19 protein-coding genes and 1 riboswitch are annotated in these 26,086 nt (G+C 55.7%); of the genes, 10 read left to right on the plus strand and 9 right to left on the minus strand.

The window, feature by feature from the left end; all coding sequences use genetic code 11:
- Nucleotides 1-68 precede the first annotated feature (68 nt).
- A complete protein-coding gene (locus tag DTL42_RS01805; RefSeq protein WP_234824034.1) occupies nt 69-3,782 on the plus strand; it encodes a DUF1553 domain-containing protein in 3,714 nt (1,237 codons plus the stop codon).
- A 61-nt stretch (nt 3,783-3,843) separates the two neighbouring features.
- Nucleotides 3,844-5,145, plus strand: a complete 1,302-nt coding sequence (locus DTL42_RS01810) for a DUF1501 domain-containing protein (RefSeq protein ID WP_114366990.1) — start codon at nt 3,844-3,846, stop codon at nt 5,143-5,145.
- 230 nt (nt 5,146-5,375) lie between these two features.
- Here DTL42_RS01810 and dprA read toward each other — a convergent pair whose 3' ends face one another.
- Nucleotides 5,376-6,506, minus strand: a complete 1,131-nt coding sequence (gene dprA, locus DTL42_RS01815) for a DNA-processing protein DprA (protein ID WP_114366991.1) — start codon at nt 6,504-6,506, stop codon at nt 5,376-5,378.
- Nucleotides 6,507-6,698: 192 nt separating this feature from the next.
- Here dprA and DTL42_RS01820 point away from each other — a divergent pair, with 192 nt between their 5' ends.
- Nucleotides 6,699-7,145 (plus strand): hypothetical protein, encoded by a 447-nt coding sequence (locus DTL42_RS01820; RefSeq protein ID WP_147274128.1) that lies wholly within the window; start codon nt 6,699-6,701, stop codon nt 7,143-7,145.
- 36 nt (nt 7,146-7,181) lie between these two features.
- On the opposite strand, the gene aroB is transcribed toward DTL42_RS01820, so the two are convergent.
- Both aroB and DTL42_RS01830 read right to left on the minus strand, forming a co-directional pair.
- The gene (gene aroB / locus DTL42_RS01825; protein WP_114366993.1) at nt 7,182-8,312 is read right to left on the minus strand and encodes a 3-dehydroquinate synthase; all 1,131 of its coding nucleotides are present in this window, start codon (nt 8,310-8,312) and stop codon (nt 7,182-7,184) included.
- A gap of 31 nt (nt 8,313-8,343) precedes the next feature.
- Nucleotides 8,344-8,574, minus strand: coding sequence for a hypothetical protein (locus tag DTL42_RS01830; protein ID WP_114366994.1), 231 nt, complete (start codon nt 8,572-8,574; stop codon nt 8,344-8,346).
- Nucleotides 8,575-8,768: 194 nt separating this feature from the next.
- On the opposite strand from DTL42_RS01830, the gene DTL42_RS01835 reads away from it, so the two are divergent.
- Complete coding sequence (locus DTL42_RS01835; RefSeq protein WP_114366995.1) at nt 8,769-9,224, plus strand: hypothetical protein; 456 nt, start codon at nt 8,769-8,771, stop codon at nt 9,222-9,224.
- Here the strand turns inward: DTL42_RS01835 and DTL42_RS01840 are convergent.
- Nucleotides 9,201-10,199 carry a rhomboid family intramembrane serine protease gene (locus DTL42_RS01840; protein ID WP_114366996.1) on the minus strand — a complete coding sequence of 333 codons (999 nt, stop codon included), beginning with the start codon at nt 10,197-10,199 and terminating at the stop codon, nt 9,201-9,203. The two genes, DTL42_RS01835 and DTL42_RS01840, sit on opposite strands and share 24 nt — an antisense overlap.
- A gap of 9 nt (nt 10,200-10,208) precedes the next feature.
- Nucleotides 10,209-11,000: a glucosamine-6-phosphate deaminase gene (gene nagB, locus DTL42_RS01845; RefSeq protein ID WP_114366997.1), complete on the minus strand. Its 792-nt coding sequence runs from the start codon at nt 10,998-11,000 to the stop codon at nt 10,209-10,211.
- Between the two features lie 239 nt (nt 11,001-11,239).
- Between nagB and DTL42_RS01850 the strand changes: the two genes are divergently transcribed.
- The 5 genes from DTL42_RS01850 to DTL42_RS01870 all read left to right on the plus strand — a co-directional run bounded on the left by DTL42_RS01850 (nt 11,240) and on the right by DTL42_RS01870 (nt 16,011).
- Complete coding sequence (locus DTL42_RS01850) at nt 11,240-12,076, plus strand: ParA family protein (RefSeq protein ID WP_114366998.1); 837 nt, start codon at nt 11,240-11,242, stop codon at nt 12,074-12,076.
- Nucleotides 12,077-12,184: 108 nt separating this feature from the next.
- A complete protein-coding gene (locus DTL42_RS01855; protein ID WP_147274129.1) occupies nt 12,185-12,829 on the plus strand; it encodes a hypothetical protein in 645 nt (214 codons plus the stop codon).
- Between the two features lie 236 nt (nt 12,830-13,065).
- Nucleotides 13,066-14,673, plus strand: coding sequence for a hypothetical protein (locus tag DTL42_RS01860; protein ID WP_147274130.1), 1,608 nt, complete (start codon nt 13,066-13,068; stop codon nt 14,671-14,673).
- 240 nt (nt 14,674-14,913) lie between these two features.
- Entirely contained in the window at nt 14,914-15,657 is a 744-nt protein-coding gene (locus tag DTL42_RS01865) for a metallophosphoesterase (protein ID WP_114367001.1), read from the plus strand.
- Nucleotides 15,658-15,684: 27 nt separating this feature from the next.
- On the plus strand, nt 15,685-16,011 hold the full coding sequence (locus DTL42_RS01870; protein WP_114367002.1) for a hypothetical protein: 327 nt from the start codon (nt 15,685-15,687) through the stop codon (nt 16,009-16,011).
- Nucleotides 16,012-16,017: 6 nt separating this feature from the next.
- On the opposite strand, the gene DTL42_RS01875 is transcribed toward DTL42_RS01870, so the two are convergent.
- Nucleotides 16,018-18,039 (minus strand): TonB-dependent receptor plug domain-containing protein, encoded by a 2,022-nt coding sequence (locus DTL42_RS01875; RefSeq protein WP_147274131.1) that lies wholly within the window; start codon nt 18,037-18,039, stop codon nt 16,018-16,020.
- A 37-nt stretch (nt 18,040-18,076) separates the two neighbouring features.
- A riboswitch (cobalamin riboswitch) is annotated at nt 18,077-18,275 on the minus strand.
- 248 nt (nt 18,276-18,523) lie between these two features.
- Here DTL42_RS01875 and DTL42_RS01880 point away from each other — a divergent pair.
- The gene (locus DTL42_RS01880; protein ID WP_158545190.1) at nt 18,524-22,003 is read left to right on the plus strand and encodes a DUF7133 domain-containing protein; all 3,480 of its coding nucleotides are present in this window, start codon (nt 18,524-18,526) and stop codon (nt 22,001-22,003) included.
- Nucleotides 22,004-22,027: 24 nt separating this feature from the next.
- Here DTL42_RS01880 and DTL42_RS01885 read toward each other — a convergent pair whose 3' ends face one another.
- From DTL42_RS01885 to DTL42_RS01895, 3 genes are all read right to left on the minus strand, one after another.
- Nucleotides 22,028-22,879 (minus strand): hypothetical protein, encoded by an 852-nt coding sequence (locus DTL42_RS01885; protein ID WP_114367005.1) that lies wholly within the window; start codon nt 22,877-22,879, stop codon nt 22,028-22,030.
- A 217-nt stretch (nt 22,880-23,096) separates the two neighbouring features.
- Complete coding sequence (locus DTL42_RS01890) at nt 23,097-24,479, minus strand: Gfo/Idh/MocA family protein (protein WP_114367006.1); 1,383 nt, start codon at nt 24,477-24,479, stop codon at nt 23,097-23,099.
- A 48-nt stretch (nt 24,480-24,527) separates the two neighbouring features.
- Entirely contained in the window at nt 24,528-25,925 is a 1,398-nt protein-coding gene (locus tag DTL42_RS01895; RefSeq protein WP_234824035.1) for an SUMF1/EgtB/PvdO family nonheme iron enzyme, read from the minus strand.
- Nucleotides 25,926-26,086 lie beyond the last annotated feature (161 nt).

The raw sequence follows: 26,086 nt of genomic DNA on the forward strand, positions 1-26,086 counted from the left end.
CCCTACTTCCGCTAATCCCCAAACCTCCTGGCCTGCTCAGCGTCAGTTGTCTTCGATAGGAAACGCCCATGCGCTGTCCTCGTTGTCTTGTGTGGCTTGCTTTGGTTGGCTTCTCTTGCCTGCCCGTTGCTCTGCAAGCGTCCGAACCAGTGGTGATGTGGGATTTTGGGGCCGAAGAAGAATCGCCTCTTTTGCCTCATGGTGGCGTTCATCGCGATGTCCCGGGGCCCCGTCCGCCCGTTTATCCTGACTTCGATTCCACGAACACGGCGGCTAAATTCGATGGACGAGGTGCCTATTTTTCTTACGAAGACCCCGGCCCGTTAAGCCCCTTTGATTTCACCAACGGCGATTCAATTACGATTGAAGCATGGGTCAACGTTCGCGATATGCGAGACAACGAAAACGTTTACATCATTGGCAAAGGACGAACTGGCAATCGAGATTTCGCCCCTGACAATCAAAACTGGGCCTTGCGGCTACGAGGCTCTCAGGGCAAAGCTTGCGTCAGCTTTCTGTTTGCAACCCCACGTGGCACGACGGCATCGCCTTGGCACCGCTGGACGACCACCGAAGGTTTTTTGCCCCGCACCGGTTGGCACCATGTGGCAGTGACGTATGAATTTGGCAAGCCGGAAAGTGTCCGAGGTTGGATTGATGGCAAAGCGGTGCCTGGGGCCTGGGATATGGGGGGCCCGACTGAGGTCGCACCGGTGGTGGATGACGATAGCGTTTGGATTGGCTCGGCCCTGGGGGGCAGCGCCGGAAATTCATTTCGCGGCTATCTCGACGCCATCGCGCTGCATCGAGTTATCCTCGATGAAGGCACACTCAAAAATCGCTTTCGCCGCATTGGCGAAGCCCCACAGCCGGAGCCCCATCCAGAAACGATGCCAGAGTTGGGCAAGCTGCCTGCTGATCGGGTGACGGTTACGTTTCATGAAGGAATGCCAACCCACACGCGTTGGCTCGACTTCGACGAACAATATCCAGCCGAAACCATGCGGTGGGAAACCAGCGAGTTCCTCGCGCCCCGTCTGCCGGTTCGTTACGATAGCTGGGGCATTCGCGATAGCTGGAAAGCCCCTGTTCTCGTTCGGATGGCTGCCGATGTCCACTTTTCGGCAGGCACTACCAAACTACTGCTCCGCTCGCGGGGACTAAGCCGAATGTGGATCGAGGGGAAGTTGGTTGCCCGGACCAACGCCCTGCAAGGCTCGCCTAGCGGCGAAGAACCGATCACACCGCTGGCCAAACCTCCTTTGCCAGGGCATCGGATTGCGGAACATCGAATTCATGAAACGCTTACGGAAATCGATATTCCTCAGTCAGGCATTGCCCGGGTTGTGGTCGAATCGATGGCCGGGGGAAAGAAATTCCGCCCAGAGCCCGGCGAATTTACCGTGGCTATCCTGAACGAAGACGGTACCCAGTATCACGTGCTGGGCCCAGCCGAAACAGCCGACGCTCCGCTTCCTTTGACCGACGAAGCTGTGGAAGGGGCCTTGGCCCGCATCGAAGCTTCCTTGACAAAGCTCGACGACGACCATCGTCACGAAGCGGCGGAAAGTCGTCAGGCGTTCTGGCAAAAGCGTCACCAATTGGCTCGCCAATGGGCAGAAGAAAACCCAGCTCCGGCCGTTCCTGGCAACGACCCGGCAGCTAACCCAATCGACGCCTTTTTGACCCGTCGAATGCAGGCCGCACAAGCTGCCTCGCAGGGAACCACCTTGGCAGAGGCCCAGAAGTTCCATCGCGATGTCTTGCCAATCCTCCGCAACGAGTGCTTCCGCTGCCATGGCGAGAAGGAATCGGGCGGACTGCGGCTGAACGACCGCGACCTGGCCATTGACGGAGGTTATTCCGGGGCCGCTATCGAGCCAGGAGATGCCGAGGCCAGCGAACTGATTGCCCGCATTCGCAGCGAAGAAGAAGACCTCCGCATGCCTCCGACCGGTAAACCGCTCAGCTCGGCTCAAGTGGCAACACTTGAACAATGGATCAACGACGGCGCGTCGTGGCCAACCTTACCGCTGACCGCCGAGGAAACCGAGTGGGCCCCGATTGTTAGCGATGCCAAGTTCATTCGTCGCGCCTATCTCGATACGGTCGGGGTTGTGCCCACGGAAACGGAAGTTCGTGCGTTTCTGCAGGATCAATCACCAACGAAGCGGGCTCAACTAATCGATCGCCTGCTGAAAGACGAGCGCTGGGCCGATCATTGGGTTAGCTATTGGCAAGACGTTTTGGCAGAGAACCCGACGCTAATCAACGCCACCCTGAACGCCAGTGGACCGTTCCGCTGGTTCCTGCACGACTCGTTAGCCGACGACAAACCGCTCGACCAGATGGTGACCGAGCTAATGATGATGCGGGGGGGGCAGCATGAAGGAGGGAGTGCCGGGTTCGGCATGGCCGCCCAAAACGATTCTCCTTTCGCTGCCAAAGGGAACATCATCGCCAACGCGTTTTTAGGCATCGAACTACAATGTGCGCGTTGCCATGATTCCCCCTACCACAAGACCACGCAGAAAGATCTGTACTCGCTGGCGGCTATGTTCGCCCGCAAGCCGTTGTCGGTTCCCAAGACAAGCTCCGTTCCCGATGCCTTCTTCGAGAACCAAACGCGCGAGCCGCTGATTCAAGTGACGCTTAAACCTGGGGTAAGTGTCGAACCGCAGTGGCCGTTCGCCGAAGAAACGGGCCTTGCAGCAGACACCGACCTGGCAGCTTATATGGAGAACGAAACAGATACCCGGGAGAAGCTGGCCACGTTTGTAACCGCTCCGCAGAATAACCGGTTCGCTAAGATTGTCGTCAATCGAATTTGGCGACGGCTGACTGGGGCCGGGATTGTCGAGCCGCCGCACGATTGGGAAGGGAGCGATCCTAGCCACCCTGAACTGCTTGCTTGGCTGGCCCACGACTTTGTAGCCCATGGGTACGACGTGAAGCATACGACGCGGGTGATTATGAATTCAAACCTGTACCAGCGTAAAGCGATCGGCAAGCAACGAACCGCTGAGCCAGCGCGACGTTTGTTCAACGCTCCGGAGCGTAGACGCATGACCGCCGAGCAGATTGTCGATTCGTTCTACGCAGCGGCAGGTAAAGAGATCGACATTGATGTGATGACCCTCGACCCGGATGGTCGCCGACCGGCGAGCAATCGCAATAACTTAGGCTGCGTTGAACGGGCCTGGATGATGGTTAGCACCTCGAACGAGCGTGATCGTCCGAGCTTGACCCTACCACGAGCTGCCGTACTGGATGATGTGCTCTCGGCATTTGGCTGGTCGGCAGAACGCCAGATTCCGCGTACCGATCGCGAGACCGCCCCCAACGTCTTGCAACCCGCCGTGATCGCCAACGGTACACTCACCGTGTGGATGACGCGTGCCTCGCACGAAAGCCCCTTGGCTGACTTGGCCGTCGAAGCAAAGTCGCCCGAAGCGTTGGTCGATTCCGTTTTCCTGCGGTTCCTTAGCCGCCTGCCGACCGCAGAAGAACGGCAACTGTTTACCGAGATTTTGGACGAAGGGTTTGCAGATCGCCTTGTTCCGCAGGACGAAATCAAATTGCCCACCCCGCCTGAGCGGCTCCCCTTGGTGACGTGGTCGAACCATCTTCGCTCTGAAGCAAACTCGATTCAATTGGAACACGCCGAACGTGCCCGCTTGGGCCCGCCAGCCGATCCGCGCTTGCGAACCGAGTGGCGAGAAGTTTACGAAGACTTCGTGTGGAGCGTGGTCAACCTGAGAGAATTCGTTTGGATGCCGTAAGCTGGGTTTAATTTCAGCGAATATCACCCCTTTAATTCCTGCTTTCCCGATTGAGTGGCTCATGGACAATCGCACATCGAAATCGAACCTTGGGGTCAATCGACGCCAGTTTCTGGCCGCATCGGCAGCCACCGCGATGGCTGCTTCGGTGGCACAAGGGTCGCCCCAAGCTGAACCGATTCGAGGTCAGGCCGAGCATGTCATCTCGATTTGGCTGGGTGGTGGCATGGGGCAAATCGATACGTTCGATCCGAAACGCAAGGGAGATCCGGCGACGAAAAAGCCTGGTGCGTATTACGAATCGATTCCGACTTGCGTGGAAGGAGTTCAGGTATGCGAGCATCTGGCGAAGATGGCTCCGCTGATGGATCGCGTATCGGCCGTTCGCACGGTGAATCATGCCGTGATCGACGAGCACGCCGCCGCCACCAACTGGATGCACGTCGGTCGCCCGGTTAGTGGGACGGTCGTTTATCCCTCACTCGGTTCGATCATCGCCCACGAGCGTGGCGCGGCTTCCGACGATGTGCCGGCTTATGTCCTGATCGGCTACCCTAACGCCACGCGTGGCCCTGGTTTTTTGGGGGCCCAGCACAGCTATTTGTATTTAACCGAAACAGGTCGTGGCCCCGCCGGGCTTTCTCCGCCGGTGGGTGTCGACGCCAATCGCAAGCTTCGCCGCGAGCAGTTTCTCTCTCGTCTCCGCAGCTTGCAACCGGAAGCTCGTGACGGGCGGCTGCGCGATTACGAGTCGATCATCGATTTGAGCATGAAGCTGAGTGGGCCAGAGTTTATGAGCAGCTTCGAGCTCGACAAAGAAGCTGCCGATCTCCGCGAAGGTTACGGTGGCGAATTCGGCCAGCGTTGTCTCTTGGCTCGGCGGTTGGTGGAACGGGGTGTCCGTTTCATCGAAGTTTCGCACAACTTGAACTTCCTCAATGGTGCCGGCTGGGACGTTCATAATGGAGGCATCCTCCAGCAGCACAAGTTGATCCAAGAATTAGACACCGCCGTTTCCTCGCTCATTCTCGATTTGGAAGCGCGGAAGATGCTCGACAAGACGCTGATTGTCATCACCACCGAGTTCGGCCGACCGCCTGAATTCGACAGTGGCGGCGGTCGTGGCCATCAAGGTTCGGCGTTTACCTGTGTGTTGGCCGGTGGTGGCCTGAAACATAACGGTGCGTATGGTGAAACTGACGAGCTTTCCAAAAAGATCGTCCGCGACCCGGTTTCCGTCCCCGACTTCTTCGCCACCATCCATGCCGCCCTCGGTATCGACTACGCCAAGTCCCTGTACGACGGCGACCGCCCGGTGCCGATTACCGATAATGGTAAGCCGATTTCAGCCTTGTTTGGCTAATAGTGCGTTAGTTTTCATCGTGAATTTTCACGTGCTATGCGGTGTTGCTGTTGGTTGGTCTTGTGTGCTTCTGCCCCTCACCCTAGCCCTCTCCCCGGAGTGGCGAGGGGACCGGAGAAGAGCGCGCGGCGGGTGGAGGCTTCAATTAGCTACTCTTCACTGAAAACTGTGCACTGAAAACTTCAAACAATCCGACGCACACCACTTTTTTCCGGATGACTAGCCACAGATCAAGCAATCCGCTGCACGGTCGTCCCACTCGGGCGGCGGATCAAATGCTTCATTTCTAGAATGCTAAGCGTGGCCAGCACGCGGTGAACAGGGAGCTTCGCGTTGGCGACGAGAGCGTCGAGCGAGGTTGGCTCGAGCGGGATATGCTGCAAGACTTGCTGTTCCTGCTCGTTGAGATTGAGTTCGGCTGGCTTCAAAACGGTTTGCTCGGCAGAGAGGGCCAGCGGTTTCCGGAGCGGGCCGAGCTGCTCGATCACATCGTCGACCGATTGAACGAGCGCTGCCCCATCTTTGATTAAACTGTTCACGCCGCGGGCCACTGGGTTGTCGATCTGCCCCGGCAAGGCGAACACTTCGCGGTTTTGTTCCATCGCCATTCGAGCCGAAATCAGTGCGCCGCTGCGCTGGGCCGCTTCGATGATGATCACGCCAAGGCTCATCCCGGTGATCAGGCGATTACGCTGCGGGAAGGCACCGGCAATCGGGCTAACCAGCGGGGCGGCCTCGCTCACGACGGCGCCACTCGCGGCGACTTCGTCTGCTAGGTCGAGGTGTTCGGGCGGATAGATCTTCGAGACACCACCGCCTAAAAAAGCAATCGTGCGTCCCTTGGCTTTTAAAGCCCCACGATGCGCGGCGGCGTCGATGCCGCGTGCCAGGCCGCTGACGATGGTGAAGCCTGCCTTGGCTAACTCGAAGCCAAACCGCTCGGCTTGGCGTGTCCCGTAATGAGTGGCGTGCCGTGTCCCCACGATCGCTACGGACAGTTCGTCGCATGGCAAGATTTCGCCACGCACGAAGAGCAGCGTCGGGGGATCGACGATCTCGCGCAACAACTGCGGAAACGCCTCGTCCTCTGCCGTAAGAATGGTGATTCCGAAATCGCGGCAATGGTCTAGCTCGCGCTCGATATCGAGTTCACGCGATTTGAGAATCGTTTGGGCCATCTTCGGCCCAATGCCCGAGACACTGCGAAGCTGATCGGAGGGGGCTTCTAACGCAGCAGCCAGGCTGCCGAAATAGGCCCGCAAAGCTTGAATCTTGGCTGGACCAATCCCCGAGGTGAGGGCCAAACGAAATGCGGCCAAGAATTCAGGATCGGACGTTCTTTCCTCTTCAGCAAGACTCATCGCGGCGAATACCTCTACAACGGGAAATCAATCCAGCTATTATAGGTACTTCAATCTTTGAATGAAGTGTTTGCAGAAAAAAGCCCTCGCCCATTTCCCAAGCGGTACGAACCAAACGATAAGCTTGTCGAAGCGATACCCAAGCAATCGCGTAAGGCTCCTTCGCAGGCTCTCAGCCAAAAGGTCATTCGAATGCCTAAGTACAAATTGATTGCCAATAAGTTTTCGTTGGGAAAGCTCGGCCTCAAAGAGTATTTCGGCCCGGTGATCGCCTCGTCGGATGCGTTCTTTCTCGTGATCAGGATGTCCGAGGCTGCGGCGTTAGCGGGGTCCTTAGGTGGTGTGCTTGGTAGCGTACTGGTTAACACCGCGAGCAAATTCATTCCAGGTAAACGAAGTACCATGGAAATCGATCTGTGTGATCTACCAATCGAAATTACGAGCGACCCGGACTGGCCTCAAATACAATTAGATGGACGAGTCATCATCATTCCGCGCAGCGTGATCGTGTCCACGCACTATCCATGGTGGGGCGCCTTGCGCATCGAAACGTCCGAACGACGCTTCAACATTACCCCGTCGTTCTTCTATCGGGGTGGCGTCGTGAAATTTCTGCGCGAACACGGCTGGCATGTCTAATTTCGGCAAGCCAGTTCCCTGAACGAAGCCGACTAGCTAAGCGGACTCGTCTTCGATTCCTTCACGCCACGCGGCCAAAGCCATCTCGCTGGGAACGTCGGGCGTTAAAACCACCTTGCCGATCGCATGAGGCACAATAAACCGGAGCTTGCCGTGTTCGACTTTCTTATCGCGCTGCATGGCCGACAAGATTGCGGTCTCGCTCAGCTTGGGTGTGGCGACGGGCAGTTCTAGGGCAGAAAGTAGCTTGGCTTGACGCTGGGTCGACTCGGCATCGAAGACGCCCAGCTTTTCCCCCAAGCGGGAAGCGCACAGCATGCCGACCGAAACAGCCTCGCCGTGGAGATACTCGCCGTAGCCCGAGACCGTTTCCAAGGCGTGACAGAACGTATGACCATAGTTGAGGATTGCTCGCAGGCCGGTCGTTTCCGTTTCGTCCTCGGCCACAACCTGGGCTTTCAGTTCACAACTTCTGGCAATGATCTTCTGCAGCACTGCCGGATCGCGATTAAGCATCGGCTGCACGTTCGCTTCCAAGTAAGCGAAAAAATCGGCGTCGAGAATCACCCCGTATTTGATCACCTCGGCCAAGCCGGAAAGGTATTCGCGGCGGGGCAATGTTTTCAAGACAGCCGTGTCGATCAGCACCCCTTTCGGCTGCCAGAAAGCGCCGACGATGTTTTTGGCCGAGGGCAAGTTGATGCCCACTTTCCCTCCGACACTGCTGTCGACCTGAGCCAACAAGGAAGTTGGGATTTGGAAGAAGTCGAGCCCGCGCGTCATGGTGGCGGCGACGAAACCGGCCAGGTCTCCTACGACGCCCCCGCCCAGGGCAACCACCGTCGACTTGCGATCAACACGATCGGCCAGGGCCGCTTCCCATAACGACTGGGCGGTAGGAACCGATTTACTTTGCTCGCCAGCAGGAACGCCTAAGCTAGTAACGCGAATGCCTTCTGCGGCGATGGCATCTTCCACAGGCTGCTGATAATACTTGGCGACATTTCCATCGCTGATCAGCACGACATGCGTTACTTTGCGCAACGAAGTGACCCAGCGTCCTACTTCCGCAAGATTGCCGTTGCCGATGGAAATATCGTACGAGCGATCCCCTAAAGGAACGTGAACCGTTTGCGGAGACGTAGCACCAGGGTTAGCAGCAGACATATTTATTTGGGGGTTGGGGTGGTGGCGGTTGTCAGACTCCGGCATTCAGCCGAGCCAAATCGTCTGGCGTGACGGTAATCTGGCGGCAGAAACCGGTATACACGCGGACGTACTCCAGATTTCCGCAAGCAGCCGGATCCGCGTGCAGTTTGCGGGCTAATTCGGTCCGCTGCGGGTCGGAAAGCTCGTCCGGAATATCGGACCAAATCGTTTTTTCTTCCACCACCAACGCTTCGCGGTAGGGATCGAATTTGTCAGGCACATTTATTCCTTCGAGAGAGGTATCGGCTCTCTAGGGTTTCGATGTCACAAGGGATACCCTTTCGAGTATAAAAGAGGGACCGTTCGCCGAACATTCCCGAACCGCTGACTTTGACTGCCATGCGTGCTAAATTTCGCTCCTTACGCTGTAACTTCCCCTCTGGATATGCCTCGGGCACGTGGTTGGTAGGAGGAATGATTGCCATCGCAATCATTGCGGCGACCATCACCATCTCTTGGCATTGGTCGCAAAGCCGGTTTGCCGTTGGTTATTGGGGTGGAGACAACGCCACCAGAATCCGGGCGGCAGAGGTCGTGCAGTTGGTTGATCTGGCCAAAGAAGCCGAAAATCAAGACATCTCGGGCGCCAAAGGCCTGGTCCACTTTCGCCAGGCGCTGATCGAAGACGCCAGCTTTGCTGGTACGGTGCCCCTTGCCGAAGCGGAACCGTTATGGCAAGGGGAAGTGATTTTTGTAGACGAAGGGACGCAGACCTCGACCTCGGTGCTGTTCGACCTCGAAAAAGGCCTGGTCGGGCTGCCCGATCGGGACGAAGTGCTTAAAGCGAAGCCAATTGCTGACGGTCTACGAAAATTCTTTGCCGAACTGGGCGTCGCAACCGCAACGTCAACGCCGCATGATGGCCGTTAAATATCCCAGCAGCAGGCCAGCCACTAAACCGCCGGTATGCGCCAAGTTGGCGACATTCTGAATCACTCCGAACCAGCACAGGAAGAACCAGACCATCAAAATCATGATAGACGATTGAACCAGCATGATGCCGAAGGTGGGATCGAGGCTGGAACGTATCCAGAGGAAACCGAACAGGCCATAGATTACGCCAGAGTATCCCAAGAACTGGACGCCTCCGTAGGCGTTGCTAAATCGTACGAGCGCGGTTTCATCCAAAATCGAAGGCAACACACCTTGGGCTAGATTCGAGGCCAACGCTAGAACCACGTTCAAGAATAAAAACTGCAGACTACCGAGCCGACGTTCCAAGATTGGGCCCAACATGTACAGCATGTACATATTGAAACCGACATGCAAAAGGGCCATTCGCCCGACATTTTGATGCAGCAGGGCTGGCGTGATGAGCCGCCAGACTTGACCTTTCTTGATTGAACGAAGCGGATCTTTATCGGGCGAGATGTAGTAAGCTTGTAGGTCTTCTGGCGAAAGAAAGCTAAACGCCCCGTAAATTTCGTCTCCAATACCAGGATCTTTTAGGTCATGGGTCGAAGCAAACATCCCCAGCAGGGCAATCACGACACAGATAACTATAATGGCCTTGGTCACCGGGGCGCCGCTCAGGCCGGCCCCAGGTACACCGCCACGCGGTTTGACATCGTGAATGTTCTTGCGTCGTTCGCGCTCTTTGAGCTGTTCCATCTTTCGAATGCCAGCGGCTTCGTCCGCAGCGCTGCGGTAGCGGGCATCGTCCGGGTTGGAACGAAATGCTTCTAGTTCACTTCGCGCTTGATCGACCTGATTCTCTTCGTGAATCCAGAGGAGATACTCACCGTCCGAAGCTCGGTCGGTTTTCGAATGGATCCCCAGCGTTAGCAGATAATCGCTGAAACGACTGGCAAGTTGATCTGACGCGAGTTTACCGATCTGGCGCATGGAACCTTCTTAGTTCGTTTTTTCCGATTGGAGTCGGCGATGGGCTTCTTCGACCTCGTCGTAATATTCGCGGCGGGTTAGCTGCGAAGCCGATTCTTCGTCGAGGATAACCACCACATCCTGATGGAATTGGAGGGCACTGCCGGTGACTTGGGCCGTTACCGGTCCTTCGATCATGGCAGCAATGGCTTCGGCCTTTTCTTTACCGAATGCCAACATTATGCACTTTTTTGACTCTAAGATGGTACCGACACCCATCGTGATCGCCAGGCGTGGGACTTCCTCTTCGCCGCCAAAGAAACGTGCGTTATCGCGAATGGTCTCAGGGGCAAGCGTTTTCAGCCGGGTCCGGCTGCCCAGCGAAGAGCCAGGTTCATTGAACGCGATATGTCCGTCGCGACCTATCCCCAGAATTTGCATATCGATTCCGCCAGCTTCGGCGATCGAGGCTTCGTACTGCGCGCCGTAAGTGTCGTAATCGAGGGCTCTGCCGTCAGGAACGTGCGTATTGCGGATATCGATATTGATATGGCGGAACAGACTTTCCGTCATAAAGTGGCGGTAGCTTTGAGGATGCGTCGGAGGCAGACCGACATATTCGTCCAAGTTGAACGAAACCACACGCGAAAAATCGAGCCCTTCGGTTTGGTGCATCCGGATGAGCTCTTGATACAACCTCAGCGGGGTTCCCCCCGTCGCTAACCCGAGTACTGCACGGGGTTTCTTGCGAATCAACTGGGCAACCATAGCTGCGGCTCGCTGGCTACCTTGGTCGGCTGTAGGCTCAATAATGACACGCACCGGGCGTTCCTCATTTCTTATTCAGGCAACAATAGTCGACTTCTACGTTTAAGCTCTCGCATGATAGACCACCACTCGGGTCGCGAAAAGGCAACGACTTATGAAACCTCAGGCGGAATTCGGTGAAAACGGTCTGGAAATGTCTCGCTGGTCCTGTTTACAATCCGCCCTGCATGTGCTGGCACTGCATCTCGCAGAGGCCGCACCGTTGAAATTCGCTTTACAACAAGGAGGTTGTCATGCGGTCGATTGCCATTTTGAATCAAAAAGGGGGCGTTGGAAAAACGACCACCGCTGTCAACTTGGCCTCCGCGATAGCCCGCATGGGGCACCGTGTTTGTCTGCTGGATCTCGATCCCCAGGCCCACGCTTCGCTGCACTTGGGAATTGGAGTCGCCACCGGCTCGGAATCGATTTACCAGGTTTTAATGGGAGAAGCCACGCTGGCCGAGGTTTGTCAGCCCGCTGGGGAAAATCTTTGGTGTGTCCCGGCTCACCTCGATTTGGCCGCCGCCGAAATGGAACTGGCCGGGGAAGTGGGTCGCGAGATGATCCTGCGCGACGCCCTGGAAGCCCACGAACAAGAGTACGACTTTCTGATCATCGACTGCCCGCCTAGCTTGGGCGTGCTCACGTTGAACGCGTTGGCGTGTGTCGGAGAAGTTTTCCTTCCGCTGCAACCACACTTTCTGGCGTTGCATGGGCTGAGTAAGCTGTTGCGGACGGTCGATATTGTCTCGAAACGGATTAATCCTACGCTCCGTCTCACCGGCGTGGTGCTGTGCCTGTTCGAGTCGGGCACGCGTTTGGCGGGGGAAGTGGCCGGAGACGTACACGAATTCTTCAGTAAGGGAACTTCCGCAGGCAATACCTGGTCGGAAGCGGAAGTCTTTCAGACCCGCATTCGCCGCAATATTCGCCTGGCCGAGGCCCCTAGTTTTGGCCAATCGATCTTCGAGTACGATCCCCATTCCAATGGGGCGGAAGACTACGCGAACCTGGCGCGCGAGGTAATGGGCATTAGCTTGGCCAGCGAAGAGCCTGAAGATTCGACCGCCGAGACCGCTGCCGCTTAGCCGGATGATTACGGGGGAAGAAGTTGATTCTTCCCCTAGGAAACGGTAAATCATGGGTAAGACGCATACGTCGTCGTATTTCCGTTTCTCTGCAGAGCCGCATCACGAATGTTCGGTATTCGATTCAGTTTGAAGACCTTAATGGGCTTGGTCGTGGTTGTCTCGGTGCTCATTGTGTTAGCCACCAAGTGGCAATACCGCGATCGCCTTGTCACAAGTTTTCTCGATCCGCAATCGGTCGAGGCAACTGCTCTGCTCGCTTTGCCGGTGTTGGTGGAAGAGGAAGGACTTTCCACTGCGAAGTTTACAGCCAACTATCGCGACGTTCGCTGGCTTTTCACCCGAGCCGAGAATCGAGTCGCCCTTTCAGGGGGATTGCAGGCCGACTTTGCGAACGATCAGGTAATTATCCGTACCGATCAATCGGACGATCTCAAAAAACTGGTTGCTGAAATGACGCAAGCGGACCGCCTGGAGGGGGACTACGCCGTGGTGCGAGGCGTTGCGGTCGACCAACACAACCGACCGGTCGCTTACTTGCCGGTTGATTTGATCGGCCCCACCCCAAGCATGAACGAATGCTTGACTCGGGCCGATGGAAGCTTCAGCGTTCCGGTTCAAGTGAAACCAAGCGATGACTACTCGCTACGCTTTCGCCGTTCTTACGCAGAAACGTATAAAACGATGCCGTTTTCGTTGGGCAAGACGAAACGAGAGGTCGTTATGAGAGTTATTATTCCACAAAAGGGCTGATTTTCATCCTTGCTGGTAGGTCAACAAGGTTGAAATGGAACGGCCCCCCAGAGAGAATGGATTGATAACCAACGAAATGGGTTGACTTTTCCCTGCCAGTTTACCGTTCCTAATTCAGGCCCAGGATGTCCACATTCGCTCAATGTGTCCACTGCCAAACTAAGTTCAAGGCGAAACCTGAACTGCAGGGAAAATCTGTTCGTTGCCCCAAGTGCAAAAAGGTTTTCGAGGTCTCGTTGAAGCAAGAGACTGCGGCCGAAAAGAAAAAGCCTGAAGATGCATCCCGAGCAAGTTTGTCTCAGGCCGGCTTATCAAAATCGAAGGTACTACCGACTCCTTCGCCCGAGAAGCCGGGGAAGAAGTCGAGTGGCAAGGGAAGTCGAACTTCAAATAAGGGAGCCCCGCCAAAGTCCGCTCCCCCAGCGGAACGTCCGAAATGGGCCGGCGAACCCGTCAGCTCAGCTCCGAAAGGTCCTGATCCGGCCAGGATCGAAGTCCTGCATAAGATCCCCCCGGGCAAAGAGAGCCCCATCTTACGCAGTCGACGCAAACTTGCTTCTGTGATCTTACCAGGAGATCGGCATGTGCCTGCTTTGGAAGTCCCTTGGGGGGCTCCCTGCAATCCGCCGAAAGACTTCCTGAAGGAACAAGCTGGCACCATGACTCGGGCTGAGGCCACGGTTCCACCGCAAACCGAACACATGCCTCTTCTTGCGCCGGAAGAAAAAGAGATCCGGATCGAACCTTCGGGCCCTGCAGAAGATGCCCCGCTGGTCGATTCGGTAATCGTGGAAGGACCACGTTCGCCTGAGAAGCCAGCAGCAGGTGACGACGACGATTCGCTGCTGGCCGGCGTGATGGAAGAGTCGAATACGCCTTCCTCGAAGAAGCAAGATGTTGGCTTTCACCGTTCAGCCGCTGAGCCTGTCATCAAGGGCACTTTTGGCGAAGAGACCGTCACTTCCGACAACGACGGAGGTTTCTACCGCCCTGCTCTGCCTGGTCAACACGAAGACATTTACGATCATGATCCGAAGACGCTAGAAAAAGCGTTGGCCGGTGCCCAAGCTGCCCTGGGACGTACGGCGTCGATTGACGAAATGGAGATGGTCGAGGGCTCGAAATATGTCTCCCAGATACGGCGAATTCTGTCGGACGAAGAAGACTTCGGAAAAAGCAGCGGAAGCTCGTTTTCTTTTCAAGGGCTGCCCAATAAGACCGTCATGACCGTGGTCGGTGTGGTCTCTGGCGTCGTCTTCCTGATTATCTTCGTTGTGGCCATCAGTACCGTCAGCAGCATGCTGGGTGGTGGTTTGGGCGGGGGCGGAAATCCTTACGGCTACGTTACCCAGACCACGTCTGATTTTCCGGTGGAAGCTCGCGGCCCGGCCGGATTGGTGACGGTGAAGTTCCCCACTAACTTCGACGAGATCCCCACGATCGAACGTCCTTGGCTCGATACCAAGGTCAACGGCGAGCGGCTGGTACGCAAGAACGATACGTTTGTGATGATGTATAGTTCGTCGATTCCCGGCAAAACACCGGGGCCGAAGCAGATGCCTACCAAAGAGCAATTGGAAGTCTTCGGACTGCAAGATTTCTTCGGCGGGAACGACCACCTCACGAAAACCGATCACCTGATGCTCGATGATTATCCCTTGATCGAGTATCACTTCAACGCCGATATCCTTCGCGGCCAAGCCGGCAAAAGCCGCGTGGCTTTCCTGTACACGCAGCAGCGGATTTTTGTTTTTCTTTGGTCGGGCAGCTATGCCTCTTCCGAAGTGAAGGCCTTCTTCCAATCGATTAACGTCAAAGGGCACCACTACCCAGGCAGCGGTTAAAACGGCTGCTGGGCGAGAAAAACTGTCGAGTTTGCCCCGCCCCTTTTTTTCTTTGGGTCCGATCTCACGGAACTATCGAACTCCTGTTTTTTGGCGTGATCGTGTCGATTACATCAATTACAGCGCTACTGTTGGCAGCAGGAACGCCCGCTTCTCAGGCTGACCTTGCCGCCGGGCGCGGTACAATGGCGAGACCTCAAACTTCGAATCGTTCTTCCGTCCGCCAAAAATGAGGCCACGATGGATTGGTTTGTCTCTGATTTACATATGTTCTCGCGACGCTCGATTTATCACGAGCACGAAGAAGAAATCATGGCGCGGGCCCAAGAGGCACGGGTCTTTGTCTTGGGTGGTGACATTGTTGATTTCTCGTGGACCACCCTTCCAACGGTCGCAGCTACCATCGATGCATCGATCGAGTGGTTAGCCAAGCTGGTCGCTTCGAACCGAAATTGCCAGTTTCATTATCTGCTCGGCAATCACGACTGCCATGCTGACTTTGTCGACCAGTTGGGTGAACTTACCGAGGAAAACGAGAACCTGCACTGGGAACCGTATTTCCTGCGAATCGGTTCGGCCGTGATGCTGCATGGTGATGCGGTCCACTTGAAGGATCGCACGAACGTTGCCTTAGCGATGGCCCGCAGCCAGAAGCTGCATAACAAACAGCCAGCTTATCGCCACGGAATATATCAATTGGCGATTCGCTCGAAGCTGCATGCGGTGGTTGGCAAGCTGGCCAATCCTCGCCGGATGATCGCTGGCCGGATTTGGGATTACCTTTCCAACGAACATGTCGATCTCGATCACGCCGTGCGCAACATTTACTTTGGCCATACCCATGTGCCGATGAACGAATACGTGTTTCGCGGTGTCAATTTCCATAACGGCGGAGCCACCATTGCCGGGCTGAAATTCAACATGCTGCCCATGCAACTAGATGGCCAAGTCGAGCCGATCGATCGCAACGTCGAACGCTTCTAAAAGCTAACTCCCTTCGCCCCGCAAACTATGCCGAAGCAACCTGATTCCGCCGAACTGATCGACCAACTGAAATCGCTCGGCGCGCAGATTCGCCTCCGCAAGAGTGGCCAGGTACATACGCTCGACTTCTCTGCCAGCCAACCACTGCCCGACGATCAGCAAATTGCGTCGCTTAGCAGCTTGCAGAGCTTAGAAGTTCTTAATTGCCACGATGCCCCGATCACCGATGCCTCGATCGACGACTTGCTGGGGCACGAAAGCTTAAAGCTGCTGACTCTGACCGGCACCAACATAACCGCCGGCGGGCTGAAACGATTGCGGCAAAACATGATCGCTTGCCGGATTGTTTCTTAAGGCGTGCTAGAACCGCCATTCCAGGCCGCTGTAGATCGCAGCGTCGGAGGTTGCGTAGCCGGTGATCTCCTGGTACTGCTCGTTCAACAGGTTATCGATGCGGTAGAACCACCGCATGTTCTGACGAATCCAGTAGTCACCATAAATATCAATCACGTTGTACTGGGCCAGGACAACCGAACCGTTGCGGGCATCGAGACGTCGCCCGATCATTCGTGCGGCCAAGGTAATCGACCCGCTTTCACCTAGCTTGCGGGTCACCCCAAACGTCCCTTTATCGCGTGGCCGTCGTACCAACTGCAAACCAGTTTCGTCATCGTACGTATCGGTATGCGTGTACGAACCCCACACCGTCCAGACTTCGTTGGCATACCAATCGGCCGTCAACTCAACCCCGTGCGAACGTGCCTGGCCGATATTCAGCAGCGTGAAGGTGTTGGGATCGTACAAGATCAAATCGAAATAGTCGTTGCGGAAATAGGTTGCTCCGAGAACGACTTGGTTGTTAAACAACGATTGATCGAAGCCGTATTCCCAGCCAGTACTCCGCTCGGGACGCAGAGCCGGGTTGCCGTACGGTAAGACGTTTTCTGAAAGAGACGGGGCCCGATAGCCGGTGCCGAGACTAGCTCGCAGCCGGGTATTCGTTTCACGCAGTTCGTAAGCCGCCGTCGTCCGATAAGTGCTGTGCCCGCCAGCCACGCTATGATCGTCCCAACGGACACCACCGGTGAGGTGCAAGCGATCCCAGAACGAAATTCGATCTTGGAAGAAAACCCCGGTTTGATATTGGCTGGCTTGGCTCGGCGGCGAAGGGATGTACTCGGTCGTCGCCGATTCGTTCCAATGCTGCACACCGACTGAAAACTCGTGATCAGGCCACAAGATAGCCGTTCCCATGTAAGTAAACTGACGCGTCTTACCGGCAAAGTTACTCGGGAAGAAATCGTCGGTATCCGCGCGGGTGTAGTCGACGTCGTCGTAGGCAAACATATTGATGATATTGCCATCGAGCAGCGTGTTGTTAATCTCGAATCGCTGAACCAGGTTGCTCGTCAGGTTCAACCGCGTCGGGTCGTCGGTCGGCGGCTGTCCGATGGTTAATCCCGCGTCGTCAATATGCGCCCGGGCATCGGTGTAACGTAGGCGATAAACGAACTCGGTATTTTCGGTTAGTTGAACCCCAAAGGCCCCAGCCAGCGCGCCGACGGAAAAAGGATCGCGCTCGGTTCCCGTAAGTGCGGCGGAGTAGGACTGGGTATCGAGCCACGAACCAGAAAACGAGTAATCGACCGCGCCACTTTGCCCCTGAATGTAGCCCCCTTCACGATGCGTTCCGAAAACACCCCCTTGGGCGGAAAGCGAGCCAGACATGGGCCCTTGCCCCCGTTTGGTCAAGATATTGACGACACCACCGATCGCTTCGGAACCGTACAACAAGCTTTGCGGCCCCTGTAAGATTTCGATTCGTTCGACGTTATCGAGCGTCAAGTTCGCGGCATCAAAACCACGGCTCGGACTGCTCGGATCGTTGACCGGCGAGCCGTCGATCAGCACTTTGGTATGCTGCGAGTTGGCACCGCGCAAAAAGATCGAACTCGTTCCGCCTGGGCCGCCAGAGTTCACCACGTCGACACCCGGCTGACGAGCGAGTAGCTGCCCAACGGTGAACGCGTCTGATTCGACGATCTGCTCGTTGGAAATCACTTGGACCGTGCCACCGAACTTGCGTTCTTCCGATGGCATATTATTCGGCGTCATCACTTCCGCATTGGAAAAAGTCGCGTCGTAGTCGCGCTGGGTATCGCCGCTGGTCGAATTCCCTTCCACCACGACCGCCGGCAAACGATCGACTTCTAAGCTTGGCACCTCAGAAACGGTTTCTTCGTTGGTCGTCGTTTCTTCTTCTTGCAGTACCACTGGCTTGGTCGGAACCAGGTCTTGGGCCAGCAGCACAGGCGGGCAACAGGTCACTAAGAGACAAAGTGAGCCCCGCCAAAAAGGGCTCCATCGATAGCGAAATCTCACTCGTTAACCTTTCCATCCCTCGTGGAAACGTAGCTACGGGGCAAAATCTGGCTGGGCGAATATCCTGACTTCGATTCAACCTTGCGCCACCCTTCCCAGAAACGCATTGGGTTTCCAGTGGATTGTGGCGCTCGTCCTCGTTACAGTCGCGGGGCGGTGGGAGACTTGCACTCCACTTCCTCGTTCCAGCAGACACGTTCGACGGCAGGCCTCTTACCGGGCTAGCACCGATTTGCCGCGCGCGTCGTATCTGGTTTCCATCGACGTTACCACTGGGCGTCTCTTGCAAAACCGGAGTGATCGCTGCCCCTTGCCTATCCGAAAAAGTCGCCTGGCCAGCATTGCCACCCAGGTTGATGGTATTTGCCAATTGGCTGAGATATACTCAAGCGATAGCACGCCTATCCCCCTCTTTCTGTAGTTCCCACCCCCTAGATTTCTTATGAACGCCTTCCGACTTGTCTCGCTTGTGTTCGGGTGCGCCATGCTCGTGCTCCCGTTCAGCCCCATAGCCTTCGCAGCGGAACCAGCCAAAACGCCAGAAGAGCAGCAGAAGCTGTTTCATCTGCCCCCTGGTTTCGAGATTCAATTAGTGTTGAGCGATCCCGATATCGGTCAGCCGATGAACTTGAACTTCGATGCTCGTGGCCGATTGTGGGTCACCAGTAGTGTCGAATACCCCTACCCTGCCAACGGCCCTGGTGTTCAGCCACGGCCTAAGCAATTCCAAGGCGGCGACAACCAGCCGCCGCGCGATTGGGTTGTCGTGGTGGATGGGTTCGAGAAAAACGGCAAGGCGAAGAAGGTTACTCGGTTTGTCAGCGGGCTGAACATTCCGATCGGCGAAACGCCACTGGGTGCCGGTGACGAGGCAATCATTTACAGCATTCCCAACATCGACAAAGTTGTCGACACCAACGGCGATGGAGTCGCCGACGAGCGGACCAAGTTGTACGGCAGCATTGGCAATGTCGATACGCACGGCATGTCGAACGGATACACACCGTGGATCGATGGTTGGATTTACGGTTGCCATGGTTTCTCGAATACGTCGGAAATCACCGACGGCGAAGGAAACGTAACACGGATGCAGTCCGGCAACACGTATCGCTTTCGTGCCGATGGGAGTCGCTTCGAACAGTTCACTTACGGCCAGGTTAACCCATTTGGTATGACCTTCGACCCGTTAGGCAATTTGTACGATGCCGACTGTCACTCGATGCCGGTATACCTATTGCTGCGGGGGGCCCGATACCCTCACTTCGGTAGCCAGCCCGATGCCCTTGGTTTTGGGCCGACCATGATCGATCATAACCACGGATCGACCGGCATTTGCGGACCCGCTTACTACGCCGCCGATCAGTTTCCCGCCGATTTTCACGATAACATTTTCATCTGCAATCCTGTTTCTCAGGTTGTGCATCGCGACAAATTGAAACGGTTTGGTTCGACGTACCTGGTCGATTCGCAGCCTGACATGGTGACGTGCGACGATACCTGGTTTCGCCCGGTCGATGTGATGGTTGGCCCGGACGGGGCGCTATACATCGCCGATTTCTACAACCCAATCATCGGCCATTACGAATCACCACTCGAACACCCTGATCGCGATCGCACGCGTGGCCGCGTCTGGCGGGTTGTTTACACCGGCGAGGGTGCTCAACCGCTGCCTGCTTCGACCGATATCACCAAGCTGGATGTCGATGGGCTGATTGATAAATTGGACGACCCGAATCTTTTGGTTCGTACGCAAGCGACAAACTTGTTAGTCGAGAACTTTGCCGGGACCGCTTCGAATGCTTTACGGGCACGCGTAGCCACCTTGTCGCCGTGGCAAATCGCGCATGGATTGTGGGTCGTCGAGCGTCTAGCAGGTCTCGCCCCGCAGGAACTCGAATTCCTGGCGGCTCATAACGAGGCGATCGTCCGGGTTCACACCATGCGGGCCTTAGCGGAACGGGCAGAGTGGAACGAACTGGAGTTTGGCATCGTCCGAGAAGCGTTGAGTGACGACAACGCGTTTGTCGTTCGCACTGCCGCCGATGCCTTGGGACGTCATGTCGACGTCGGCAATGTCTCTCCATTGCTGAAAGCTTGGAACAAAGCCCTGCCAGAAGACACGCACCTGTTTTATACGATTCAACTGGCCCTGCGAGAACATTTCCGCACTCCCGGCTTTGCGGCAGAGATCCAGCGATATCAGTGGTCCAAGAAACAGATTGCCCGCCTGGTCGAGATCGCCAAAATCGCTGAAAGTGGCGAAGCGGCCGAGTGGCTAATTCTGAACGCGAAGCCAGACTCGCTCGACTGGGAAGTGCTACGACGTGTGGCAAGGCAAGCGGCCCAACAAGCGAAGCCAGCGATGCTGCAGCGGATTGTGGACCTTGTCGCCGAGAAAGATCCTTGGCAACAACTGGCCGTGCTTCGCGAGTTCACCCTGGCCGAACAAGAAGCTGGCCGTCGTCCGCAAGACAACCAAACCGCCCAGCAGTGGGCCAGCCAACTAGTTAGCCAGCTTTCGGCAGAATTTGCTCAGCCTGAAGCTTGGACTTACTTGCCGCTGTCGGATGTGGCATCAAACGGAACGAACCCTTGGGCCCCTCGCACACGTACCAAGTCGAACGGCGAGACGGTCGAGTTTCTCGATAGCATTGTGCATGGCGAGAAGAACACCGGTATGCTTCGCAGCCGTCCCTTTACGCTTGCTGCTGAGGTCAGCTTTTGGATGTGTGGCCAAGATGGCTATCCCAATCAGCCCGATGCCAAGCAAAACTACGTGCAATTAAAACTCGCCGATAGTGGCCAGGTGATTGGCAAGCACTTTGGTCCGCGTAACGATGTGGCCCAGCGGTTCACGTTCGATACCAGCCGGTACGCTGGCCAACGGGGTGTAATTGAAGTTGTGGACGGTAATGCGAGTGATTCGTGGGCCTGGCTGGCCGTGCAAGGGTTTTCGCCTGAGGTGCCTGCTTTTCCGAGTGATGACCAGCGCGGCACGAAAGAAGACCTGGGCAAGACGATCGCCGTTTACCACCTGCAAGAAGCCACCGACGATTTGAAGCGAGCGATCGACAACCAAGATTTGGCGATTACCACTCGGCTGGGTGCGGCCCGGTTGCTGCTTGGTTTCGACCAAGACGAAGTGGTTATTCCCCAACTAACCGCCTGGGTACAAAGTGATGCGCTGCCTGACAATGTGCGAGTGGAAACGGCCCAACTGTTAGGAAGTATCTCATCAGACGAGGCCCGCACCGCCTTAATTGCCGCCATGCAGTCTGCTGCCGCGAACCGACAAGCGGAATTAGCACTGGCCCTAACGCAGCAAACCGAAGGGGTGAATGCCCTGCTCGCAGGAATTGAAACCGGGAAAGCGTCCGCCTACGTGCTGCAAGACCCTCGCGTGCAGCAGCAGATTGAACAACTTAAATTAACAGACGAAGCACTTGCCAAGATTGGCCAGCTGAAACAAGATTTGCCTGCTCGCGAAGAGCAAGTGCAAAAACAAATCGATCAGTTGATTGCTGCCGTCGAGGCCAGTGACACTTCGCCCGCAACTGGGGCCAAGTCGTTCGAAAAACGATGTGCGACTTGTCACCAATTGGCTGGCCAAGGGCAACTGATCGGACCGCAGTTAGATGGCGTTGGCAATCGTCCTGTCGCGCGGATCGTGGAAGATGTCCTCGATCCGAGCCGCAACGTTGATGCTGCGTTCCGCACTGTGCTGATTCAGACGTTCGACGGGCAGATAATCTCTGGGCTGCCACGGCGAGAAGAAGGCGAGATCTTGGTCCTGGCCAACTCCGAAGGAAAAGAGATTCGCATCGCCAAGGAAGACATCGACCTGCAAAAGAGTTCCCCCCTCTCGCTGATGCCGTCGAACTTCGTCGAACAGATCCCGCAGGAAGAAATGGTGGGGCTGGTCAAGTTTTTGAAATCACAGCAAAGCAAAGCTGCGGTGGAATAAGAACGAATCGATCATAAGTTATCGCTAGTCAGGCCGTTGATAACTCACTGGCGGCAAAGGGTGATGCCATGCTCCTTCGGAATAAAAAGCGAAGGGGCGACCTTTTTGAACATCGAACAAAGCAATCGCTGCCGAAGGTGTTGTCTCTTCTAGAACCGGTACTCGTACGATCAGGCAGTCCTCTTCGTACAGGATTGCCGTTATTTTGGCAGGTGCCTGGTCGCTCCACTCCAATAAACCGAAATGCAATCGTTCGAGCATTTCCTTGCCCACTCCGTTGTCCAAACGAATCGACTTGTTGCCAAGGATGACCAAGTCGTTCTCAAAGTCGTTTCGTGAAACCTCCTTGGCTTGGGCCAGGGCTAAGTTTGCTTCAGCTTTCGTAGGGTATGAGCCTCGATAGGAACCTGGCATCGGACCGATAATCGCGCCCAGACTCTTTACTGCCATGTTATAAGGAAGCAGAGAAACCCATTCATGCCCCATCACGCAGCATCCGTAATTTACCTTGGGGCAGCGTGCTTGGCGATCGAGATTGAAAAACTCGTTAGCTGGGTAGCCATACCCGCGTATATGGGCAACCCCTCGGGCATAGTCGGCGATTCCTAACACAGCAAATAGCGTGAAAGGTGTTACCAAGACAACAACCGCAGCAGCCCGTAGTTTTCTTTCGCTAAATAGTTTGAGAAAGCCTCCGATCACGATCAGCGGAAAAAACAAACTTAATGGCCCAAAGAAAGCACACCCCCAGCCAGCAAGGATAATCGTCAAGGCGGTGTGATAACCGCCTGATGTATCTTCCGCTACCGGCATTCGCTGCCAATTCGAGCCACCATCATCGGCAGGCTCTTCAAGCACTTGTTCAAAAGGTTCCATGGAACACCTCGCGGTTGATTGCTTGCGAACCTGGCTAGCAATGCTTGGTGCGTCGAGACGCACTCTACGTTTCTTTGGGAAACTTGTCTCTCTTAATAAGATCAAGCCACGATGCTTTGTTCATATAAGCATATTTCAAAGATTTTCGCTACAAAAAAAGCCTTCCGGTTGCATGGACCGGAAGGCTTTTTGTTTGGAACGACTTGGCGAGGAACGCTTAGACGGCGTATTCGACGTCGCGGTTCTTGCCTGGCTCGGGCACAGGGTACCGGCCGTTTTCGTCCGACATGACCGGGGCAGGACCGTCTGCGGTCATCTTGTCGACGTTCGGAGCGAGCTCTTGCTCGCAGTTGAGCATTTCTTCGTAGGTGATTTCCTGACCGGTATGAGCTGCCATACGGCCCATGCTCGTCACCAAGCTGGCTTGGACGCCGCGATGGACTTCGTTGTACGGAATATCTTTGACGATCGCCTCGATGAAGTCATTCCATTCCAATTGGTATGGGTTTTCTTCCGGCTGTGGGAAGGCCCACATTACGTCGCGGCGGCTTTGCTTTTGCCCCTTGAAGGTACGAACCTTACCGGGCGTATGCCCCGAAGTGCTCACAATCGCTGAACCCTTGCTGCCGTGGACGATGCTGGACATATCGTTGCGGCAACCAAGCATCGTGCGACCGTCGAAGAACAGCTTCGAGCCGTCGTCGTAGGTGTATTCCACGGCGTAGGTGTCGAAGTTCTGATCGACAAAATCACCACGATAGTGGCGACCACCCAACGCTTGGGCTTTCACCGGCCACGAGTTTTTCATCCACGAGGTCTCGTCGATCTGGTGAATGTAGAAGTCGCTGAAGCAGCCGCCGCTGGCCCACAGGAAGCTGTGGAAGCGTTCGATCTGGTACATCACTTCCGACTTGTCTTCTGGCTTGCGGGTCGAGAACGCCGAGGCAACCGGGCCGTGCATTCGGTAGGCCCGCATGCAAACGATATCGCCGATTTCGCCGTTCTGAATTCGTTCGTGCAATTCCTGACGACCACGGCAATGGCGAACCATCAGCCCCACCGCCGACTTGATGTTCTTTTCGTCGGCCAGTTCTGCCAGGGCGATCATTCGTTTGGCGCTCGGGCCGTCGGCGATGAGCGGCTTCTCCATGAAGACGTTCAAACCGCGATCGATCGCGTAGGTGTAATGGACCCAGCGAAAAGCGAGCGGGGTGGCCAGGATGACGACGTCGCCAGGGTTGAGGGCGTCCATCGCTTGCTTGTAGGCCTCGAAACCGACGAACTGACGTTCCTTCGGGACATCGACCTTGTCTTTGTTGCCTTGGAAGTTGCGGTCGAGCGATTGATGACTGCCCGTCAAACGATGTTCGAACACGTCGGCCATGGCGACCAACTTGGTGCGTGCGTCTGGCACATTCAACGCGTCGGCGGCGGCACCGGAACCACGACCACCACACCCAACCAGGGCGACTTGGATCGTGTCAATCTCTTTTTCTTCTGCGTGCACATGAGGCACCGCAAAGGCAGAAAGTGCGGAAGCAGCGCCAGCAATTTTGATAAAGTCGCGGCGATTGTTCTGAGGGGCAAGTCGTTCGCTCATAGTCGATCCTGTAAACGTGGATAAGAGAACTGAGGAATGATAGTGGGGCTAGTACACGTCTTTTGCGCTGTTCCAGTAGAAGTACATTTCCTCAGGCGAGGGAATCTTCTTGGGGCGGACAATGCGAAAGCCGAGTTGTTGAGCATTGGTATGGTACCAAACGCTCTTGGGAAGCTGAGGATCCTGCTGTTTCCAGAGGGCGTCGCTACCACGGCGGGCGGCACTACGCAGTCGATCGGGATCGTCGTCCCAACCGCCGCCGCGAACGCTGCGTGGATAAAGCGTGATCGGTTTGATATAGGGGTTGTTCGGGTCGCCTGCGATCTGCTTGAAATAGTCTGGCACGTACTGATCGGCGGTCCATTCCATCACGTTGCCGTGCATATCGTAGAGGCCCCAAGGATTCGGCTTTTTCAAGCCAACCTTCTGGTACTTTTCGTTGGCGTTGTCGTAGAACCAACCGTACTCGGTGAGCTTGTCAGGGTCGTCGCCAAACGAGTATGCGGTGTTGGTTCCGGCGCGGCAAGCATATTCCCATTCGGCTTCGGTTGGCAAGCGATAAAAGTGGCCGGTTTGGGCGCTAAGCCATTGGCAGTACTTGTTGGCGGCATGCTGGGTCATGCTAATCGCCGGATAGCCATGCTGGCCCATGCCGAAGCTCATTTCCGTATAAGGGGGAGTCGGCTGGCTGACGGCGTCGACGATGGTGTGTTCGTCACTTTTATAATCCTTCCGCGAACCATCTTTGTAGCGATCGACCTGCGTGATCATGAACGGTTCGTACTCGTCCCAGGTAACCTCGTACTTGCCGATCCAGAACGGATCGAGGGTGACTTTGGTTTGCGGGCCTTCTTCCGGTTTACGGAACTCTTCCGTTTCGGGACTGCCCATCAGGAATTCGCCCCCAGGGACGGCGATCATTTGGTAATCAACTTCGGTGACCGGAATCGTGTTCTTGTAGTTTGCGGCGTCCCCTTTTTCTTTTTCTGCTTGGGCGACGATCTTAGCGTGAAGCTTTTTGACCAACTCGAAGTCGTCGGGCGAGATGTGGGTCGCTTTCTTCACCTTGGCGGTCAGCTTGACCTCGTCTGGCCAGTTGGCGCCTTCTTCAATCCATTTCTTCAGAAGCTCTGTTTCGTTTTTGCTTAATGGACCGCCAGCTCGTAGGGGTGGCATGAGCTCGTCGTCGGTTCGCTCGACAATGGTCATCGTGTACAGCATGCTATCGTCAGGATTACCCGGATCGATCGCCCCACCACTGCCGGAATCGAAGGCCATTTCCTTGGTGCTAAGCGTGTAATCACCATCAGGTTCGTCGCCGGAATGGCACGACACGCAATTCATTTCCAAGATAGGAGCGATCTCTTTGACGAAATCGACTTCTGCCGCCGCAAGCGTTCCTGGAAGCAGACAGACCGATAGAGCAACAAGGCTGCGAAAGTTCATACAGATAGACATCAGAGAGTTGAGACAATTTTCGCCGCGTTTCATAGCGACACACAATGGTCAGGGGGGAGGTCAGGAGAGGGTGTTACTGTTAAAGAAACAGCAGCAACACCTACATCTTAGGCAAAGACCACTCCCTTGCAATAGTCAAGCTCGTATCC

Source organism: Bremerella cremea, assembly GCF_003335505.1.
GTDB lineage: Bacteria > Planctomycetota > Planctomycetia > Pirellulales > Pirellulaceae > Bremerella > Bremerella cremea_A.